This window comes from Neobacillus camarae (assembly GCF_054950115.1).
On the sequence record NZ_JBUCKX010000001.1, the window covers coordinates 165,584 to 184,118 of the forward strand.

General features: G+C 40.9%; 23 protein-coding genes. 16 read left to right on the forward strand and 7 right to left on the reverse strand.

Annotated elements, in window-relative coordinates; translation table 11 throughout:
- The first annotated feature begins 90 nt into the window (after positions 1-90).
- Positions 91-1,509, forward strand: coding sequence for a tetratricopeptide repeat protein (locus tag ACY8D0_RS00735; RefSeq protein WP_462408607.1), 1,419 nt, complete (start codon positions 91-93; stop codon positions 1,507-1,509).
- 73 nt (positions 1,510-1,582) lie between these two features.
- On the opposite strand, the gene ACY8D0_RS00740 is transcribed toward ACY8D0_RS00735, so the two are convergent.
- From ACY8D0_RS00740 to ACY8D0_RS00755, 4 genes are all read right to left on the reverse strand, one after another.
- Positions 1,583-3,529: an FtsX-like permease family protein gene (locus tag ACY8D0_RS00740; protein ID WP_462408608.1), complete on the reverse strand. Its 1,947-nt coding sequence runs from the start codon at positions 3,527-3,529 to the stop codon at positions 1,583-1,585.
- Positions 3,519-4,280: an ABC transporter ATP-binding protein gene (locus ACY8D0_RS00745; RefSeq protein ID WP_462408609.1), complete on the reverse strand. Its 762-nt coding sequence runs from the start codon at positions 4,278-4,280 to the stop codon at positions 3,519-3,521. Before ACY8D0_RS00745 ends, ACY8D0_RS00740 begins: the two co-directional genes overlap by 11 nt.
- Positions 4,281-4,381: 101 nt before the next feature.
- The gene (locus tag ACY8D0_RS00750) at positions 4,382-5,386 is read right to left on the reverse strand and encodes a sensor histidine kinase (RefSeq protein WP_462408610.1); all 1,005 of its coding nucleotides are present in this window, start codon (positions 5,384-5,386) and stop codon (positions 4,382-4,384) included.
- Positions 5,383-6,075, reverse strand: a complete 693-nt coding sequence (locus ACY8D0_RS00755) for a response regulator transcription factor (protein ID WP_462408611.1) — start codon at positions 6,073-6,075, stop codon at positions 5,383-5,385. Before ACY8D0_RS00755 ends, ACY8D0_RS00750 begins: the two co-directional genes overlap by 4 nt.
- 180 nt (positions 6,076-6,255) lie before the next feature.
- Here ACY8D0_RS00755 and ACY8D0_RS00760 point away from each other — a divergent pair, with 180 nt between their 5' ends.
- The 6 genes from ACY8D0_RS00760 to ACY8D0_RS00785 all read left to right on the forward strand — a co-directional run bounded on the left by ACY8D0_RS00760 (position 6,256) and on the right by ACY8D0_RS00785 (position 9,946).
- Positions 6,256-6,591, forward strand: coding sequence for a PadR family transcriptional regulator (locus tag ACY8D0_RS00760; protein ID WP_462408612.1), 336 nt, complete (start codon positions 6,256-6,258; stop codon positions 6,589-6,591).
- Complete coding sequence (locus ACY8D0_RS00765; protein WP_462408613.1) at positions 6,591-7,364, forward strand: hypothetical protein; 774 nt, start codon at positions 6,591-6,593, stop codon at positions 7,362-7,364. Before ACY8D0_RS00760 ends, ACY8D0_RS00765 begins: the two co-directional genes overlap by 1 nt.
- 305 nt (positions 7,365-7,669) lie before the next feature.
- Entirely contained in the window at positions 7,670-8,404 is a 735-nt protein-coding gene (locus tag ACY8D0_RS00770; protein ID WP_462408614.1) for a CAP domain-containing protein, read from the forward strand.
- Positions 8,405-8,629: 225 nt separating this feature from the next.
- Positions 8,630-8,947 (forward strand): cupin domain-containing protein, encoded by a 318-nt coding sequence (locus ACY8D0_RS00775; protein ID WP_462408615.1) that lies wholly within the window; start codon positions 8,630-8,632, stop codon positions 8,945-8,947.
- A gap of 222 nt (positions 8,948-9,169) precedes the next feature.
- Positions 9,170-9,415, forward strand: a complete 246-nt coding sequence (locus ACY8D0_RS00780; RefSeq protein WP_462409908.1) for a YuzB family protein — start codon at positions 9,170-9,172, stop codon at positions 9,413-9,415.
- 45 nt (positions 9,416-9,460) lie between these two features.
- The gene (locus tag ACY8D0_RS00785; protein WP_462408616.1) at positions 9,461-9,946 is read left to right on the forward strand and encodes a DUF1189 family protein; all 486 of its coding nucleotides are present in this window, start codon (positions 9,461-9,463) and stop codon (positions 9,944-9,946) included.
- A 38-nt stretch (positions 9,947-9,984) separates the two neighbouring features.
- Here ACY8D0_RS00785 and ACY8D0_RS00790 read toward each other — a convergent pair whose 3' ends face one another.
- Entirely contained in the window at positions 9,985-10,608 is a 624-nt protein-coding gene (locus ACY8D0_RS00790) for a helix-turn-helix transcriptional regulator (RefSeq protein WP_462408617.1), read from the reverse strand.
- 306 nt (positions 10,609-10,914) lie between these two features.
- Here ACY8D0_RS00790 and ACY8D0_RS00795 point away from each other — a divergent pair, with 306 nt between their 5' ends.
- The 7 genes from ACY8D0_RS00795 (at position 10,915) to ACY8D0_RS00825 (ending at position 15,339) form a co-directional block, all read left to right on the forward strand.
- On the forward strand, positions 10,915-11,208 hold the full coding sequence (locus ACY8D0_RS00795; protein ID WP_462408618.1) for a HesB/YadR/YfhF family protein: 294 nt from the start codon (positions 10,915-10,917) through the stop codon (positions 11,206-11,208).
- A 47-nt stretch (positions 11,209-11,255) separates the two neighbouring features.
- Complete coding sequence (locus ACY8D0_RS00800) at positions 11,256-12,098, forward strand: 2OG-Fe(II) oxygenase (RefSeq protein WP_462408619.1); 843 nt, start codon at positions 11,256-11,258, stop codon at positions 12,096-12,098.
- A 207-nt stretch (positions 12,099-12,305) separates the two neighbouring features.
- Positions 12,306-12,761, forward strand: coding sequence for a flavin reductase family protein (locus ACY8D0_RS00805; protein WP_462409909.1), 456 nt, complete (start codon positions 12,306-12,308; stop codon positions 12,759-12,761).
- 91 nt (positions 12,762-12,852) lie between these two features.
- Positions 12,853-13,827: an oxygen-dependent tRNA uridine(34) hydroxylase TrhO gene (gene trhO, locus ACY8D0_RS00810; RefSeq protein ID WP_462408620.1), complete on the forward strand. Its 975-nt coding sequence runs from the start codon at positions 12,853-12,855 to the stop codon at positions 13,825-13,827.
- 145 nt (positions 13,828-13,972) lie between these two features.
- Positions 13,973-14,584: a superoxide dismutase gene (locus tag ACY8D0_RS00815; protein ID WP_462408621.1), complete on the forward strand. Its 612-nt coding sequence runs from the start codon at positions 13,973-13,975 to the stop codon at positions 14,582-14,584.
- A 250-nt stretch (positions 14,585-14,834) separates the two neighbouring features.
- Positions 14,835-15,152 (forward strand): DinB family protein, encoded by a 318-nt coding sequence (locus tag ACY8D0_RS00820; RefSeq protein ID WP_462408622.1) that lies wholly within the window; start codon positions 14,835-14,837, stop codon positions 15,150-15,152.
- A gap of 10 nt (positions 15,153-15,162) precedes the next feature.
- Positions 15,163-15,339 carry a DinB family protein gene (locus tag ACY8D0_RS00825; protein ID WP_462409910.1) on the forward strand — a complete coding sequence of 59 codons (177 nt, stop codon included), beginning with the start codon at positions 15,163-15,165 and terminating at the stop codon, positions 15,337-15,339.
- Between the two features lie 281 nt (positions 15,340-15,620).
- On the opposite strand, the gene ACY8D0_RS00830 is transcribed toward ACY8D0_RS00825, so the two are convergent.
- Together ACY8D0_RS00830 and ACY8D0_RS00835 are read right to left on the reverse strand one after the other, a co-directional pair.
- Positions 15,621-16,511 carry an IS3 family transposase gene (locus ACY8D0_RS00830; protein WP_462408623.1) on the reverse strand — a complete coding sequence of 297 codons (891 nt, stop codon included), beginning with the start codon at positions 16,509-16,511 and terminating at the stop codon, positions 15,621-15,623.
- Positions 16,508-16,801 (reverse strand): transposase, encoded by a 294-nt coding sequence (locus ACY8D0_RS00835; protein ID WP_462408624.1) that lies wholly within the window; start codon positions 16,799-16,801, stop codon positions 16,508-16,510. Before ACY8D0_RS00835 ends, ACY8D0_RS00830 begins: the two co-directional genes overlap by 4 nt.
- A gap of 260 nt (positions 16,802-17,061) precedes the next feature.
- On the opposite strand from ACY8D0_RS00835, the gene ACY8D0_RS00840 reads away from it, so the two are divergent.
- Both ACY8D0_RS00840 and ACY8D0_RS00845 read left to right on the forward strand, forming a co-directional pair.
- Positions 17,062-17,385: a YnfA family protein gene (locus ACY8D0_RS00840; RefSeq protein WP_462408625.1), complete on the forward strand. Its 324-nt coding sequence runs from the start codon at positions 17,062-17,064 to the stop codon at positions 17,383-17,385.
- A gap of 51 nt (positions 17,386-17,436) precedes the next feature.
- Positions 17,437-18,108 carry an alpha/beta family hydrolase gene (locus tag ACY8D0_RS00845; RefSeq protein WP_462408626.1) on the forward strand — a complete coding sequence of 224 codons (672 nt, stop codon included), beginning with the start codon at positions 17,437-17,439 and terminating at the stop codon, positions 18,106-18,108.
- Positions 18,109-18,535 lie beyond the last annotated feature (427 nt).

Here is an 18,535-nt window from a genome sequence, read left to right on the forward strand (position 1 = left end):
TTTCGCCTCGCTTTGTCGATGTGGTTTAAAGCATGGTATAATAAAATTAAGCCACAAAGGATATCCTCCATTTGAAAGGGGCCAATAACCATGGAACAAAATTTAAAACAACCAACAGAACTAACCATCAAAGATAAAAAGAAACTAGTTAAGGGCTATGTCACCCGTTCTGCTGTATACGCAAGAAGCAAGGTGGTGGAGGTTCAAACAAGAGAAGATGAATGCCATTATCTCATTTTTTATAAGGACCACTTCGTTTACGGCGGTATATTGGAACAAATTCCAGCCAACTCCTTTATCAGCAAGGCTTTTCAAGAAGGCATCGTCATTGTCTCACCCCATCCACTCATAAAAACAACCCTTCCTCAGTCATCTGTAACCATACCTAATAAAAATAAATTGTTATCCCAACTCGCTGTTCATTTTTCTTTACAAGAATCCGCGTATATAGCCGTAACTCTTGATGCGTTTTTTGAAAAGGATCAGTTGTCTGCCTTTATGGACAAAATTTTTAAACACTACAGAAGAAGCGGCCAATTTTTTAAGTCGTTTCAAATTTTACAGCTCCTAAATACATTTGCCCCTGAATTAAATTTGCTGAAACATCCTATGAATTCCCGTGAATTTCTCCCTTACCACGAATTTTATGAAACCTCCAATTCGCCGAATATCCTTATTAAGGATCCTCTCTATGCTGAAGTTGACTGTTTTAAAAATCGATCCCTGCCAAACAACTGGACAATGTTATCCGATTTATTAGCCAATGATGATAGTCTGACGGCCCTATTGCTGTGGCTGGAAAAGGCAGAACAATTCCCTGATGCCGCCACAATAGAAAAGTACACCGAAATGGCTTTGAAGTTTATAGCAAAAGAAGAATGGCTGCTCATCTTGGCCCTGGCAACTATCAATCCATTTCGGGTGCTGAACGATTCAAAAGTCATCATAGAAAACATGATTCGAAAGGGCAGCTATGAAACTGCAGCTTTGTATTTATTCCAATGTATTGACGAATTGCCTGATACCTACAACATTATCCTCCAGACGATTTGGGAAAAAGCTGAACCGAATTTTGTCATCGAGCATTTTGACGATTTTATCAGACTAATAAACCGTCTCCCACAAAACGAGCAATTTCAGCAGGTTGAACAAAAGGTCCACCAGCTCGCTGTCATCTTGCTGGAACAGAATGATTTGGATTCCGTTTGTGAAAAGCTGGCAGCCATCGAAAACTCATTTCCTGATACCAAAGTCATCAAAAACATAAAAGTCATGCAGGAATTGGCGGAAGATCCAGACAGAATGATGGAGCTTGGGAACTATTACGCTGATTACAAGCAATTTGACAAGGCCATCGAATGCTACTTTTGGGAGATGGAGCTAGACCCGCAGAACCCGTGCCCAGTGCAAAAAATCAGTAAAATGTATCAACATAAAGGAATGGCCAAAGAGGCATCCGAGTATCTAAAAGTGTACGCACAATTAAAGAGCAATCAAGAAGCCGGCTGATAGAGGTTAGCTAATAAAAAAAAGGAGACTAATTACGGAGGTTTGCCGATAATTAGTCTCCTTTACTCTTTCATTAAAGAGCTTCTTTGATGACTTTTTTATAATATTGAACCGAGAGAATGCCGAATATGGAGTACAAGGCAACATAAATTACCATGACCATCAGCATCGGCGTCCAGAGCTCTGCACCGAACAAGAACCAACCGGATTGGACGGCAAAATAACTATGGGACAAACCGATGACCAAAGGAATCCCAAAACTAAATAGCTGCTTCCCCCGTATGCCTCTTACCAAATCAGCCTGTGTAAACCCAAGCTTCCGTAAAATCGTGTAACTTGGTCTTTCCTCCTCGCTTTCACCCATTTGCTTGAAGTAAAGAATACAGCCTGAGGTGATTAAAAAGGTTAGTCCTAAAAACCCGACAATAAACATGATTAATCCCATAGTGTTTTCTTGCTCATTGCTGATTTCAAGCCGGGAGTCACTGGCCTCGTCTTTGCCAAAATTCATTTCTTTAAATAATTGATTGGCCTTTTCTAGATTCTGCTCATCCTTTAAATGGATACCGATAAATAATGAGGATTCTCTTTGAAGCGAAGGATCCAAATCATTTTTTAAACCATTAAACACGGTTTCATCGACGATGGCAACCGGGATGCCGCCAGCGGTGAAATACCATGAAATATAATACTCCTTCTTTAACCCCCAAAATGTTAGTGGAATGGCATTTGTTTTTCCTTTTAATTCAATCTTGCCAGAATCCTTAAGTGGCATGAATTTCTGCAGCAAATCATTATACCCTGTAAAAATGGTTTCGTTAGGGGCAACATCCCACTTTTTAATATATTTGTCACTGATAACAGGAATTTGCATGCTTTTTGGGTTAGTATTCAGCCCATCTATGTTTGAGTCCATGATGTTTTTTAGATTGGCCTTCACTTGAATGACATCAATCCTTTTTTCACTATAGTTGAAATGGTTGTCATCCAAAGCTTTTGTGAATCTTTCCGCTTCATCCGGTTTCACAAAAGCAAAATCGGCCGCCACATAGGTTGCCGCTGTTTTTTCGGCAGAGTAATAGGAAATGTAGCTCAATGACAATAAACCAATGGCCAAAGCGGATACCGTTGTGATAATGGTCAACAGCAGGGCATTGGACTTCATCCGAAACATAATCGATGTTAAGGAAAGCACCTCATTAATGGTTAAATACCCGTCTTTCCTTTTGCGAATCAGATGGAGGACAAAGCTGACGGACCCCTTATAGAAAAGATAGGTGCCAATAATTGTCGAACCTAAAATGGAAACCATGGCGAGAAACAGTTCGTTCATCGTCACAAAATCGCCGCCAAATAGCTTGGAGGAAAAATAGTAACCAAACCCAATCAACAGGATGCCAGCTACCCCCATTACAACTTCCCAGACAGACAGCTTTTTTACGGTTGCTTCTGTGGAAGAAAGGACCCTGAATAAACCTAGGATCGTTTGCTTTTTGATAAAAGTAAAATTCACCAGCATGATGAGAAGGTAGATGGCCCCAAACACAATCAGCGTCTGCACCAGTGCCTGGGATGAAAAATGCAGTGTGGCGATGGCGTCAATTTTCGTAACTTTGAACAAAATCATCATGATAAATCTGGAAATAGAAAATCCAAGAAAGATCCCAATTAGTAATGCACTAAAGTAAATCATAAAGTTTTCCGCACTTAAGATACGGAAAATCCGCCCCTTGGTCATGCCAATCAATTGAAACAGTCCAATTTCCTTGCTGCGCCGCTTGATAAAGAGGTTATTGGCATAAAGCAAAAAGATGGAAACAATCGCAACAAGCAGGATCGTGGCTGCCCGTAGTGAAGCGGCGCCTTTGATCGTTGCTCTCGCTTCTTCTGTGGATGGGTCGTACTGCAACGTCACAAAGGCAAAGTAAAGAGCCACACTAAAGATCAACGCAAACACATAGAGATAATAGTTTTTTACATTCTTTTTTAAATTGCGGAAAATTAGCTGATTAATGCTCATTTTGTACCCCGCCCAAGACAGCTTGCGTTTTCATGATGTCTTTAAAAAATTCCTGGCGTGATTGTTCGCCCTTATTCAACTGCGTGTACATTTGCCCGTCCTTGATAAAAATCACCCTGCTGCTGTAGCTGGCTGCTGTCGGGTCATGGGTGACCATGACAATGGTGCTATTCCGTTTTTGATTTAGTTGACTTAGCTTGTTTAATAAATCGGATGCGGATTTGGAGTCGAGTGCCCCTGTCGGCTCATCGGCAAAAATAATGCCAGGCTGATGGATAAACGCCCGTGCCGCTGATGTCCGCTGTTTTTGTCCGCCGGATATTTCATTCGGGTATTTGCCGGCAAGCTCTGTAATTCCCAGTTCCGCCGCGACTGCAAGAAACGTTTGGTCCGCTTCTTGCTTCGATACCTTCGTGATGGATAAGGGAAGGAGGATATTCTCTTTCACCGTCAACGTGTCGAGCAAGTTATATTCTTGAAAAATAAACCCCAAATGATGCTTGCGGAACTCGGCCAGTTGCTTTTCCTTCATCCGGGTAATTTCCCTTCCTTCAATTTTGATTGACCCGCTGCTCACTTGGTCAATCGAGGAAAGGACATTTAACAGCGTGGTTTTCCCTGAACCAGATGGCCCCATGATACTGACAAATTCCCCTTGTTCAATCGATAGGTTTAATGCCTTTAAAACTTCCTGCTTGTTGAATTTGTTCCCATAGCTTTTATGAATGTTAGTGGCTTCTAAAATTTGCATGTGATCAAACACTCCTTTATTCGATAGCTTTATTATAAAAAGTCATCATAGGAACTTCCTTCGATTGAGCGAACAAAATAAGAAAGCATGTGACATTTTTGTCACACGCCTGTTAGTTGGACAAACTCATTCCTTTTGGGAAAGGTTAACGTAAACGTCGTTCCCTGCCCCCGTTGTGACGACACCCCAATCCGTATCAGCAACGGGTTGGCCGCTTTTTGCACCAGGTATAACCCCATTCCGGTTGCAATGTTGTCATAGTGCTTGGTTGTGGAAGTAAAGCCTTTTTCAAAGATTCGGGGCAGGTCTTTTGCATCGATGCCTCGTCCGCAATCTGTCACGTCTAGGCAAGTATGCTCGTCTTTCACATAGCTTTTTATGATGATATCCGATTCCTCGCTATACTTTACCGCATTCGTTAACAGCTGCCTGATAATAAATCCCAGCCATTTGGCATCTGTGAGTACTTCCGTTTCGGACAGTTCCACCTCAAACCCGATTCCTTTTTGCATGCACCAGGATTGCAGAGTTTTGATTTCCTGAAAAATAATCGGCTGTAGCGGCGCTTTTTCAATATATAAGTCATTTTCCATAAAAGGAATGCGTTTTTGATGGAGCTGCTGGTCCAATAGAAGATGAATCCTCAGCCATTCATAGCGCAAGCCGGCTTTTGCCTGTTCATCATTCAAGCGGTCGATGATTAAATTCATGGCGGTCAATGGTGTTTTCACTTCATGAATCCAGGACAAGAGCTCGTCCTTTTCCTGTTCTAAAGAGGTAAAATGATCCGCTGCTTCCTGTTTTAGATTACCGGTTTGGGTCATGAGGGTGTCTTCAATTATTTTTTCAAACGGCGATTCAGCATGAGCAAGATTCGTCATATCCAGGTCTTTTTCCCAATCTTTCAAGCTTTTGTAGTATCTAGTTTCTTTTTGATAACGGACCATGAAAAAAATCGTGAAGATAATCGCCGATAAAAACACAATATAGAGAATCGGCAAAACCGGTATGGCGGCATCCAAAAAGGCAATCAGGACAATCAGGAATTCCAGGCAGACAATCAATAGAATCCAGCTGCGCCGTTCCATCAAGTAGTCTTTCATCATGGTAATGGAACCTCTTCGACGGCCATATACCCTTGTCCCACTTTGGTCTCAATCAAGTGTCCTAGACCTATTTCATCGAGCCTTTTCCGGAGCCGGTTGACATTGACAGTCAATGTATTGTCGCTGACAAACCGCTCGTCATCCCACAAACTTTTGATTAAGGATTCTCTGGTGACAATTTTATTCTTTTGCTCGATCAGCTGGCGTAAAATAAATATTTCGTTTTTCGTTAGTTCAATCATGCCGGACTCATTGGTTACGGTGTTTTTTTGATAATCCACCGTGGCCCCGTTCCAGGTCTTCAGCTCGATTTGCTCGGTGCTGTAATGATAGACGCGGCGAAGGATTGCTTGGATTTTTGCAATCAGGACATCAAAATGGAACGGTTTTTGGACAAAATCATCCGCTCCAAGCTGCATAGACATCACCATGTCCGATGGATGGTCACGTGATGATAAAAAAAGAATCGGCACGTTGGAATGGGATCGTATCATCCGGCACCAATGGAATCCGTCGAATTTGGGGAGCTGGATATCAATAATGACCAGATCAGGTTTCACCTGGGAAAATTCTTGCATCACTTGGCTAAAATCAGTGATGCCATACATATCATAGGACCAGCTCATTAACCGTTCCTTTATTTCATGGAACAAGGTTGCGTCGTCTTCAATCAGTAAAAGTTTAAACAAGTGAAATCACCACTCTAAAAAATCGTGTTTATCTAAATTGTATAGCAAATATTTCCTGTGGGCTATGGGAAGGAGCTTTTTTTCCTGAAATTATTCATAACACTATCTTGCAATGCAAGGTAGTATGGAGTAAGATGAATATAACTTGTAATGCAAGGTATTGAAAGGAGTACTACTTTCATGGCCGATACGACACAAATGTTAAAGGGAATACTGGACGGCTGCCTGTTAGCTATCATCAATGAAGGGGAAATATATGGATATGAACTGGCGGCCAAGTTGGAGTCATACGGATTTCACTCTTTCAGTGAGGGGACAATTTATCCTTTGCTGCTTAGAATGCAAAGAGAAAAACTTGTCACCACCACATTGCGAAAATCGACAGCAGGGCCAAAGCGTAAATACTACTCATTGACTGAAAAAGGGAAGCAGGAGCTGGACGAATTCATTCAGCGTTGGGCGCAATTAAGTGCATCTGTTCATAATGTGTTAAATAAGGGGGAGAATGAGGGATAATGCTTTCGAAACAGTCCGAACAATTTTTAATCGAGCTGCGCCTGTATTTGATGTCAAGGGGAAAAAATGACCAAGAAATTAATGAGATAACGGAAGAGCTGGAGGATCATTTACTGGAGGCAGAGGCCGCGGGGAAGGATATCAGCCATATTATTGGAATGAGCCCAAAAGATTACATGAGGAGTATAGGGGATTCAATGCCAACCGATTTTCGGCAGACGATTGCCATCATCCCGATGGTGATTCTCTTGTTGGCAGCATATTTTAGCCTTGGTCCGGCGATTGAAGGGAATTTTGCCCTGTCCGCTGCCGTCTTGTGGGTTGCCGTGGCCGGCGGGGTAATGGGGATACTGGCATATGGAATCCTGCTTGTTAAATGGATTCCTAAGTTTTACCGTTCAAAATGGGGTTACGTTATTTCCTTTTTTACCAGTTTACTAGTGACTGGTTTAGGAGTAGTCCTGTTATTGTGGCTAAGGGAACAGACAGAAAAGCCTGTTTTTGTGGCCAGCACTCTGCAGAATAACGTGATTGTGGCTATCTGTATCCTAATCTTTGTAGCTTCGGCCCTCTATAGCAAATCATGGATATCCATTGTCATCCCAATTTTCTTGGCGGTCGGGCCGCTTGCAAATCGTTTGCTTCCAAAAGAGATAAACGAGAATCCTGTATACATAGTTTGGGCTGTCGTCCTTGTTTTAATCGTTGCCGCGTTTGCCGTTTATTATCTTTTTAAAAAATATAAGGACCACGGAAAAGAAGAAGTTAAATAGTTTTTTAGTGGTTTAACGGGATTGTAAGCCGCGTCATGCTTCTGAAATAGTTGTTAAAAAAGCAGGGAAAATAAAAACCTGTCAACCTATTATTTTTATATAAAATATGGAATGAATGCCAAAGTCTATTAAAAAAGCAAAATAGTAAGATTACGCTGCAAGATGCTTTTGTAATGCTGGCTTGAACAGATTTAGGCATATAGTTCAGTTTTCCTTTGCTAAATCCTTCCTGAAATATGACAAAAATCTCATGTTATGATGAATGGGCAAAGCAACGGCAAGAATTTTCAGGGAGGATGAAATTTATGAAGAAAATAGCAATCCTGACAATGGGTGCAGCAGCGGCTGTCATCATGGCAAGTCCTTTGGCAGCGCCAGCCCATGCAGCAACGTTGGACACACAAACAACACAGCAAAAAGTATACTATTACCAGACATCTAATAATAACGATATTAATAAAATGCTAGCGGACCTTTATGCAAAATGGGGGGTTACTGCTCCTAAGCAGACGGTAAGCCAGACTGCTCCGACATCACAATCACAACAGCCAACGCAAACGGTCCAGCAGCCTGCCCAGCAGCAGTCGACCCAAACAGCTCAACAGCCAACACAACAGACCACAACCACGACGCAGCCGGCTGCAACCGAAACGAACTCTGCGCTAAGTGCTTATGAACAAAAGGTTGTTGATCTGACGAACCAAGAGCGGACGAAAAATGGTCTTTCTGCACTAAAAGTGGATACAACACTTAGCAAAATGGCACATGAAAAGTCACGAGATATGTCAGCTAATAACTATTTCAGTCACACGAGCCCAACCTATGGTTCACCGTTTGATATGATGAAACAATATGGCATTACTTATAATTATGCCGGTGAGAACATCGCCATGGGGCAACAGACACCGGAAGAAGTCGTGAATGCCTGGATGAATAGTGAAGGCCACCGTGCGAATATTTTGAACCCGAACTTTAACTATATCGGTGTGGGTTATGTAGCGGATGGCAATTACTGGACACAGGAGTTTATTGGAAAATAATAAGCAAATTCAATCTGAATAATGAAAAATCCCTTTTGAGCTGAGTATGTCAGCTCTTTTTTTTGTACAAATACCTCCTATACCGCCTTATTGGAAGACCAAGAAGAAAAGAAATACGTTTCGTATTTTAGGGATGACCAGGACCACGGAGTTCATTTATACTTAACTGAGAATGGGAAAACATTCCGCGTGGAAGTATCAAAAGCCTATTAATGGAGGATTAGGATGAGTAATCAAATGAAGTGGGAATCGGCAGAACCAGGTGTAAAAAGAAAAATCTTCCCTCCCGGAGATTCCATTATGATGATGGAGGTCCATTTTGAGGCGGGTGCAGAGGGCTATGAACACAGCCATCCCCACGAGCAGCTAACCTATTGCCTAAGGGGGAAATTTGCCTTTACAATTGAGGGTGAAACCACCATAATCGGACCGGGAGAAACCATCTTTATCCCAGGTGGAGCCAAACACGGGGCCAAGGCATTAGAAGCAGGTGCCATTATCGACACCTTTACACCATTAAGGAATGATTTGTTAAAAAGATAAGTTTTAAGAATGAAAGGACTAGAGAGCTAGAAGCTTTTTAGTCCTTTTAAAATGGAGAACACCTGAAGAATTGCAATGAGATGTTTTTCCTTTGCTTTTTAAACCTTTTTGTATAAAAATAGTTTAGTGGCCGTTAATCTTAAAGAAGAGTAATGATAATAATAGATCAATCTGGTTAAGATGAGTATTAAAACCGGACGTGTATAGAGGAGGTGTTTTGTCATTGGGATTGTGGTAGTAGAAATCTGTGATTCCAACCTGATGAGCCTATTGGACCTGGAAGCAATAATTGAAACGGAGTATCCCGAAGTGGCTGTCATCCGGAATGAATGCATGTCTTTTTGCGGTATGTGTGCCAAACGGCCGTATGCCATTGTCAATGGAAAGCGAATTTTTGCCAAAACTCAAGAAGAATGCTTAACATTAATTAGAGAAAAAATTGAAGAGGAATTATCGATTTATCGTTAATCGTTGATCATAAAAAATTTACTTGATTTATGGGGGATTAATTAAATGGGGATCGTTTCCTCCTTTGTGAACAGCTTAATGCTGCCGAGTAAAAAGGCGGTTTTAAAAATTAATAAAAGTAAAATCAGCATATCGGTCATTTATTTTGCACTGCTGATGCTGTTGATTACTTTGCCTGATTTATTGAAGTTAGTATCGTCGTATGATTCAAAATTTAATGATGTACCTCGCAGTGTATTTATGTTCCAAGTTGCTGTTTTTTATCCGTTTCAAAGCATCTTCACGGGTATTTTGGGGATTTCTCTGGTGGCCGCTGTGGGACTGTTGATGAATAAACTAACGCATAGAAAAATAAAATATGCGCTTCTTTGGAAGATGTCCCTCCATGCTTCCACGACTCCGTTAATCCTCTATGCTTTAATCAGGAATCTTTTCTTCGTTAATCCTGTTATTTCGTTAGTGTTAATCTTTTTGGTTTTGTTTATTCTTTATAAAATGATCGTGGTGTATCCGAAGCCCAAGATGAATTGAAAAATGCTGACCGGTTAGACTGGTCAGCATTTATATTTTTAAGCTTCAACCAAGAAGCGGCAATGGTCCTCGTTATCGGTTTTACAAGTGATCCTTTTGACATTTTCGGTGCCCAGGACACGCTTAAACATATTGGTTTCGCATGTGCAAGCTTGTTTATGTTCTGTGGCAACTGAAAAAATCGGACAATTGTATTCTATTAATTCAAACTGATTTTGACCCAGTTTTTTGAGTTCAGCCATATAGCCTTTTTTTACCTGGATCTCCTTCAGCTGTTCCACTTTTTCTTCTAAACTCTTATCTTGCATTTTCGGCAGGTATTCATTTTTTTGTCTCTCACTTCTTTTTTCCAAGAGATAATCGATGATTTCGTCGCCATGCAGCTCCTTCAGATCACGAAGAAACTCAATCATCATCGTTTCATAATTCTTCGGAAACAAGCCATCCGCATTCGGCGATAAAGAATAAACCTGAATCGGTCTCCCCATCGGTTGACGAACCTCCGTCACAACAAGAAAAGAATCCCGCTCCAATACATTCAAATGCTTCCTGACCGCCATCTCCGTTATCCCCAAAAACTTAGATAACTCACCAACCGTCAAACTTGACTCCTTCTTCAACAACTCCAAAATTCTATCCTTCGTAGAAAACCTTGCTGCCATATCATTCACCTGCCTAAATCGGGGCCAGTCCCCGCTGAATTAACGCTTTACCACGGCGGGGGACAGGCCCCCGTTCCATTAATGCGTTAAAGTGATGGGGGACTGTCCCCATTTTGAAACCAAAAGGTATAAAAACATTTTTATTTTATCATACATGTCAATTCGATTGGTTGACAAATGTTCTATTTAAATATAAATTGACCGAGAAGATGTTTGTTATGGTGAATACATTGGATAAGGTTAACGAAACCTATATAGCAGACTGCGAAGAATTGATTGATATTGTGTTAATGGAGGAATCACGTTATGGAGATTGTCATCAGTGAACAGGCGTTTAAATGGTTTAAGGACGATGTCGGTTTAAAGAGTGGAGATAAAGTCAGGTTTTATGTGAAAATATATGGTTCCAGTCCTGTGCAGGAAGGGTATACACTGGCTTTTACAAAGGAGGATCCACTTGATATTGCCGTAAGCATTGAGCAAGATGGCGTCTTATTCTTTATTGAAGAATCGGATTTATGGTATTTTGATGGCCATGATTTACATGTGAATTACCATGAACTAGAAGATGAACTAGAGTATAATTATATCAAGGCTTAAATCAAATAGGTGGGATTTGCGATTCGTCCTGGAGGGAGAGGTAGTAAGTGGAGAAAATCAAGCATATCACAGTTGAATTCAAAGATTGGATTATGAATACCTTAAAAAGTGGCGCTTCCCCTGAGGCAATTGCTGCGGCCATGATTAAAAAGGGATTTGATGAAACGTTTGCTTATCAGACTCTTTTGCGTATGGTCGGGAATCAATCGGTTAAGACCGAGGGCAGCAGCCCAACTCCTTTTGCATACGAAGTACCGGAAATCGGGAATAAGGGAAATATCATTACTACCAGTGATCGAGACATCACAGTCCTCTCCCGAGTGGACCACCCATTTATTCTTCATTTAGATAATCTATTAAGCTATGAAGAGTGCGATCAGCTCATCAATCTATCCAGGGACCGCTTGCAGCCCTCCCAAATCATTGATTCCGAAACTGGGAAGGAAAAAGCCGCTCCGGGCAGAACCAGTAAAGGAATGTATTTTTCTGTGGGCGAAAATTGGCTGGTTTCAGCCATAGAAAAGCGGATTGCCGAATTGACCCATTATCCGATTGAAAACGGAGAAGGACTCCAGGTGTTAAACTACAAAATTGGTGAAGAGTATAAGCCCCATTTTGACTATTTTCCTTCAAACAGGGTAAAGCCTGAGCAAGGAGGTCAGCGTGTCGGCACTCTATTAATCTATTTAAATGATGTTCCAGCCGGAGGCGAGACCGTTTTTCCAAAAGCGGGAGTCACCATTATTCCGAAAAAAGGAACTGCTGTCTATTTCCACTATGGAAACAGTAAGGGGCAAGTGGACCGGATGTCCCTGCACACCAGTATTCCGGTTGCCCAAGGGGAGAAATGGGTGGCAACAAAGTGGATTAGACAGGGAAAGATATATTAGAGCTATCATTTACCCTGCGCCTGATTGGAAAAAAAGGCTAAGTCAGCCAAAACATTTAACAAGCTAGTTTTTAACATAGATGATATAATTATCCTTGGTTTTTATACTTTAATGTTTAATAAATAGAAAAACAGCGTATGAATATTATTTGCGAAGGGAAAGGTGTGTAAAAGCGTGGAAAACAAGGTAACCCTTTTTAAAGAGGTAATGGGCAATTATCCAACCGGTGTTACGGTTGTGACAACTGTTGATGAAAATAATCAGCCGCTTGGCCTTACCGTCAATTCATTTGCATCCGTTTCAATCGATCCCCTGTTGATTTTATGGTCTATTGATAAACGGGTTGGAACGTATGAGTCGTTCGTCAATACCGAAAAATTCGCCGTAAACGTCCTTGCAGGAGATCAGAGTGATGTATGTGCCCTGTTTGCTACAAAAGGGACAGATCGGTTTAATAATTGCGAATGGAAGCTGTCGGGAAACAATCTGCCGATTATCTCCGGGGCTGCTGGGGTTCTCGAGTGTAAGACGTTTAAAACCATTGAAGCCGGAGACCATATGATTTTAATTGGTGAGGTAATTGATATTCAAAGTGCCAACAGTGACCCGCTTTTATATCACCGCCGAAAATTCGGGAAAATTCCTGAACAGTTCTATTTATAAAAAATATTTCATTTGTAAGAGATAAGTGGTTCATATATAACCCAGCCTAAATGGTATATCTTGCAAATATAACAGATAGGTGGAAAAGAAGATGACAGAAACAAAACCATATCGAGTATTACTGTATTATATGTATACGCCGATTGAAAACCCAGAAGAATTTGCAGCAGAGCATCTACAATTTTGTAAAGAGCTTGGTTTAAAAGGCCGGATTCTTGTGGCTGCCGAAGGAATCAACGGAACGGTATCCGGAACGGTCGAACAAACCGATAAGTATAGGGAAAAAATGCATGCGGATCCCCGGTTTGCAGAAATGGTGTTTAAAGTCGATGAATCAGAGGGGCACGCTTTTAAAAAGATGCATGTCCGACCTCGTTCAGAGCTTGTGACGCTCCGCCTGGAAGACGATATAGATCCAAACCAAGTGACTGGTAAACATCTAAGTCCAAAAGAGTTCTATGAAGCCATGCAAGATCCCAATGCGGTCGTCATTGATGCCAGAAATGATTACGAATATGACCTTGGCCATTTCAGAGGGGCTGTCCGCCCGGATATCAAGGCTTTCCGTGAGCTTCCTGAGTGGATTCGGGAAAACAAAGAACAATTCGAAGGAAAAAAAGTACTAACCTATTGTACCGGAGGAATCCGTTGCGAGAAGTTTTCAGGTTGGCTTGTAAAAGAAGGATTCGAGGATGTTGGGCAGTTACATGGAGGGATTGTCACCTATGGTAAAGACCCTGAAGTACAAGGGCAGCTATGGGACGGCCAATGTTATGTATTTGACGGAAGGATCAGCGTTCCCGTCAACCAAAAGGAACATGTCATTGTAGGGAAAGACTATTTCTCAGGTGAACCGTCTGAGCGGTACGTAAACTGTGCCAACCCTGAATGCAACAAGCAAATTCTTTGCTCCGAAGAAAATGAGCATAAATATCTGCGCGGCTGCACCCACGAATGCCGTGTGCATCCAAGAAACCTTTATGTAAAGGAACATGAATTAACCGAAGAACAGATCGCCGAGCGATTGCATGCGATTGGTGAGGAATATCCTGTTAAGCAAAGCTAATACGCTAAAAAAGAGCTGTCCCCATACAGCTCTTTTTTACTCTCAAGAATATGACTTATTTTTAAACTTATTAGTTGAAAAAGTTAAATATCCTATTCTATAATGAGTAAGTAAACAATCAATATTGAAATTGGAGGAAAGAAAAATGGCAAAATACGAACTTCCTGCATTACCATATGCAGCAAATGCACTTGAGCCTCATATCGATGAGCAAACAATGAACATTCACCACGACCGTCACCATGCTACATACGTAAATAACTTAAATGCAGCTCTTGAAGGCCATGATGATCTTTCAAGCAAAAGCGTTGAAGAGTTAATCGCAAACCTTGACGCTGTTCCTGAAAATATCCGTAATGCAGTGCGCAACAATGGCGGCGGACATGCTAACCACAGCCTATTCTGGAACTTGCTTTCTGCAAATGGCGGCGGCGCTCCAACTGGTGCTATTGCTGACGCTATCAACGAAGCATTTGGAAGCTTCGACCAATTCAAAGATGAATTCACAAAAGCTGCTACAGGCCGTTTCGGTTCTGGCTGGGCATGGCTTGTTGTTGATGGCGGCAAATTGGCTGTTACCAGCACACCTAACCAAGACAGCCCATTAATGGAAGGCAAAAAGCCAGTTCTTGGCCTTGATGTTTGGGAGCATGCTTACTACCTAAAATATCAAAACAAACGCCCTGATTATATCGGTGCATTCTTCAATGTAGTGAACTGGGACGAAGTCAACAAACTTTACGCTGAAGCAAAATAATCGGTGTATCTATGAGAGAACACTTCTAAGACTTATCTATAAGTCCAGAAGTGTTCTCTTTTTTTATAAAGAGTTACAATACCAAGAAGGAATCGATCGTGAAAAAGAAGAATAGTTTGAGATAAACCAATTTTCATGGATAAAAGCTCAAGGGAAAAAAATTCGAATCAAGAGGCAGGAAGTACCGGACACGGGTAAACGAGTGCTTGGACCAAATGAAGCCTATAAAGGATAGATTGGAGGAATTAGCTTGGGCGGACAACTGATAGAGTACCACTTATGGGCAAATCAGCGAGTTTTTAACCATTTGAAGGAATTGCCTTCCGATATTTGCTTTCAAGAAGTAGACAGCGTTTTTCCATCCCTTTACGAAACCCTTTTCCATATGTACCAGACCGATTATGTCTGGCTGCGGACGATAAGGGGAGACAGCTTTGGTGAGGTTATTGAGGGGGTAGCTCAAATAAGCAAAGAAAAATCCGAGAGAAATTTGGAAACACTTGAGCAAAATTATGCAAAACTAGGAGAGAAATACCTTAATTTTTATAAAAAATCAAGAATGGAATGAGCAGACGAGTATCCATCATCCCAGCTATGGAACATTAACCACCAGTTATTCAGAACTTTTCCATCATGTTGCTAACCACGGAACCTATCATCGCGGCAATATTACCGCTATTTTGAGACAGCTAGGGTTTAAGGGAGTTCCTACTGATTATATATTTTTTTTATTCGAAAAAAATACAAATCCTTAAACAAAGGAGAATGGCCATTAACTGCCATTCTCTTTTGTTTCATCATGTACAGCCGATTGTGGAAATAAGTCTTCTATAGCACACGGTAAGGGCCAATTTCTGGAGTCCCAATATATCAGTGAAAATCCCAATATATCAGTGAAAATGGTCTTCTGTCAAGAAAGTGGACAATAAAATTTGAGATATTATTAAACAAAACCACTACCGCACTTCGTTTGGTCCGTATTAGAAATAGTCAATCGAAAAACATGATTGACTATTTCTAACACCAAATGGCTATATTACGAGATTTTTTCTACTTCATTTTGTTGGTGACTTCTCTCAAATTGATTCGGTGATTGGTTTCCTAAGGTCGAATGCTTTCGTCTTTCGTTATAAAAACCACTAATATAATAATTAATGGCTTTTATAGCTTCAGCCCTTGTAGTAAAGCGTCTCCTGTAAATTAGCTCTTTCTTGATAGTTGCGTGAAACGATTCAATACAAGCATTATCGTACGGGTCGCCTTTTTTACTCATACTGATTTGCAATTTTTTCTCTTTCAAAATATCAACATAATCATGCGAACAATACTGAGAACCACGATCCGAGTGATGAATTAAGCCTTCTCCAGGCTGCCTTGAAACAATCGCCATATTTAACGCTTGAATGGATAACTCTTTCTTCATGTGTGAAGCCATACTCCACCCTACAATTTTTCTAGAAAATAAATCCATGACCGATGATAAATAAACCCATCCTTCAAGTGTCCAAATATACGTAATATCAGCTACCCAGGCTTGATTAGGCTCCTTTACGTTGAATTGGCGATCTAAAAGGTTAGGATAAATATTTAAGTCATGATTGGAATCCGTAGTAACCACAAACTTTTCTGTTGGAATGGCTTTTAATCCCATTTCTTTCATCATTCGAGCGACCGTTTTTTGGGAAATGATATATCCCCAGTCCAGAAGATCAGAATGCACTCTAGGACTACCGTACGTTCCAAAACTTTCATGATAGGACTTACTAATCTTCTGCTGGAGCTCTAAACGATAGTCCTCCTTCTCAGAAAGAGGATTGTTCAGATTTTTGACCCATTTATAGTAGCCACTTGATGATACTTTAAGAACTTTGCACATCTTCGCCACAGTGTGTTCATCAGAGTGGGCTTGAATAAATTTATAAATCACGCTTGGTTTTTCGTGAAGATGTGCATGGCCTTTTTTAGAATTTCATTCTCCTCTTTTAACTGTTGAAGCTCTTTCTCATGTTGCTTTTTTAGTTTTTCTAGTTCTGTGGGTGTAATATAGTTCTCACTTGTCTTCCCAGCATTTATTTTCGCTCTATAAACTGTCACCCACCGGCTAATCGTCTTAGTGGATATTTCAAGCTCGTATGCGACATCTGTAGCTTTCCTGCCTTCTTCAACAATTAATTTACAAACATAATCCCTGTATTCTTGAGTATGGTGCTTACCCATAGTGAACACGTCCCTTATTAATGATGATTGTATTATAAACTAAATCTCATTTTAACGTGTCCACTTTTAAGACTAACCTCAAAAATCCCAATATATCAGGGGAAATTTCAATATATCAGGAAAAATTTCGATATATCGGGAAAAATCCTAATATATCAGGAAATCCCCAATAAACAGATTCCAAAGGTGTCTTGTAAAAAAGGCTTTGATATAATGGTGGGAAGTAACGGTTACACTGCACAAGTTAGGATGTGTCATGGTTGAAAGCTATTTTTATATTTACATTGGCTGGACTGGCTGAAATTGGCGGCGGTTATCTTGTTTGGCTGTCTTTACGAGAAGGAAAACCATTTTATCTGGGGATATTGGGTGGAATTATTCTTGCCTTGTATGGAGTAATTGCAACCTTTCAGGCATTTCCTTCGTTTGGCAGAGTCTACGCGGCCTATGGAGGCGTCTTTATTGTTTTGTCCGTATTATGGGGATGGCTAGTGGATAAAAAAACACCTGATCTTTATGACTGGATAGGAGCCGCTATTTGCATAATTGGTGCATCTGTTATTCTTTGGGCCCCGCGTCATTGAACGATTGGAGAGAGACGTTTCAAAGAAAACAACATAAGAGGGGGATGGAACATGTTTCAAATGACAGAGGGTAAAGTTGTCAGAAATGAATATTCAACCATTCCTTATACCTGGTTACGGGGACAAAAATCCAATAAAAGTATTTGTATTATGCTGCCCGGAATTGGCTATACAACACAGCTGCCTTTGTTTTATTATGCGACTAATGTGTGTATGACCCAAAACATAGATGTTCTTCATGTTAACTATCAATTCAAGGAAAATGAGCAATTCGCGAATTTGCCTGATGCTGAACAGGAACAATGGATCTACGAGGATGTTAAGGCTACGGTGGCAGAGGTATTAAAAGATGCTGAATATAAACAGTGTTTCCTGTTAAGCAAATCAATTGGTACCATTCCGATGGCTTTGGAATGGGCACAGCAAAATTTCATTCACAAGTCGTTTGGAATATGGCTTACACCACTTCTTAAAGACGAGAAGGTTTATCAAGCCATTTTGGCTACAGAGGTACCCTCCCTTTGCGTTATCGGGAGTAATGACCACCATTTTATGGAGGAACGGGTGGAGTCATTTAAACAGAATAAACTTGTAAGGACCGTAGTGATTCCAAAGGCCGACCACAGTTTAGAAGTTTCGGGAGATATTTCTGCTACGCTCGGAGCTGTTAGGCTAGTAATTGACAACCTCCAAGCATTTATTTTGAAAAACAAGCTAACATAAGCAGGTACAGATTAACCATTGCTATAATAAAATCCGCTCTACAATTCCCCATATAATAAATCCAAAAACAATAAAACCAAGAAATATCAAGGTGTCCCTTGACTCCTTTTGCTTATTTGTTGGTCTAGCTAGATTCTCCCTATAGATTTTCTGCACTTTTCTTTGCATGAGGTCAAAGGGGCTTTTTGGTTTTTCCATTCATTCTTCACCCTTTAAAGCGCTTTACTTTATTGACGATGAAGGCGCTTCGGAGGTTACGGTGAATAGATAATATGGGAAAAAAAAAGGCTCTTTTAAATTTGGCTGTTGATTTCCGCGAAAGTTGCTCAGCGAACCCACGAGGCTGCCGGGGAGCCTCCTCGGCGCTGGAAGCACCTGCGGGGTCTCTCCCGCAGAAGTCGAGCTTCTCTGCTCCAATCAACAGAGT

What these genes read in the sequence shown, in the direction of transcription:
- ACY8D0_RS00735 (WP_462408607.1), top strand. Translation starts at nt 91, where the DNA reads ATGGAACAAAATTTAAAACAACCAACAGAACTAACCATCAAAGATAAA.
- ACY8D0_RS00750 (WP_462408610.1), bottom strand. Translation starts at nt 5,386, where the DNA reads ATGATGAAAGACTACTTGATGGAACGGCGCAGCTGGATTCTATTGATT.
- ACY8D0_RS00740 (WP_462408608.1), bottom strand. Translation starts at nt 3,529, where the DNA reads ATGAGCATTAATCAGCTAATTTTCCGCAATTTAAAAAAGAATGTAAAA.
- ACY8D0_RS00790 (WP_462408617.1), bottom strand. Translation starts at nt 10,608, where the DNA reads ATGGCAGCAAGGTTTTCTACGAAGGATAGAATTTTGGAGTTGTTGAAG.
- ACY8D0_RS00765 (WP_462408613.1), top strand. Translation starts at nt 6,591, where the DNA reads ATGCTTTCGAAACAGTCCGAACAATTTTTAATCGAGCTGCGCCTGTAT.
- ACY8D0_RS00785 (WP_462408616.1), top strand. Translation starts at nt 9,461, where the DNA reads ATGGGGATCGTTTCCTCCTTTGTGAACAGCTTAATGCTGCCGAGTAAA.
- ACY8D0_RS00775 (WP_462408615.1), top strand. Translation starts at nt 8,630, where the DNA reads ATGAGTAATCAAATGAAGTGGGAATCGGCAGAACCAGGTGTAAAAAGA.
- ACY8D0_RS00770 (WP_462408614.1), top strand. Translation starts at nt 7,670, where the DNA reads ATGAAGAAAATAGCAATCCTGACAATGGGTGCAGCAGCGGCTGTCATC.
- ACY8D0_RS00805 (WP_462409909.1), top strand. Translation starts at nt 12,306, where the DNA reads ATGGGCAATTATCCAACCGGTGTTACGGTTGTGACAACTGTTGATGAA.
- ACY8D0_RS00815 (WP_462408621.1), top strand. Translation starts at nt 13,973, where the DNA reads ATGGCAAAATACGAACTTCCTGCATTACCATATGCAGCAAATGCACTT.
- trhO (WP_462408620.1), top strand. Translation starts at nt 12,853, where the DNA reads ATGACAGAAACAAAACCATATCGAGTATTACTGTATTATATGTATACG.
- ACY8D0_RS00760 (WP_462408612.1), top strand. Translation starts at nt 6,256, where the DNA reads ATGGCCGATACGACACAAATGTTAAAGGGAATACTGGACGGCTGCCTG.
- ACY8D0_RS00835 (WP_462408624.1), bottom strand. Translation starts at nt 16,801, where the DNA reads ATGGGTAAGCACCATACTCAAGAATACAGGGATTATGTTTGTAAATTA.
- ACY8D0_RS00795 (WP_462408618.1), top strand. Translation starts at nt 10,915, where the DNA reads ATGGAGATTGTCATCAGTGAACAGGCGTTTAAATGGTTTAAGGACGAT.
- ACY8D0_RS00845 (WP_462408626.1), top strand. Translation starts at nt 17,437, where the DNA reads ATGTTTCAAATGACAGAGGGTAAAGTTGTCAGAAATGAATATTCAACC.
- ACY8D0_RS00745 (WP_462408609.1), bottom strand. Translation starts at nt 4,280, where the DNA reads ATGCAAATTTTAGAAGCCACTAACATTCATAAAAGCTATGGGAACAAA.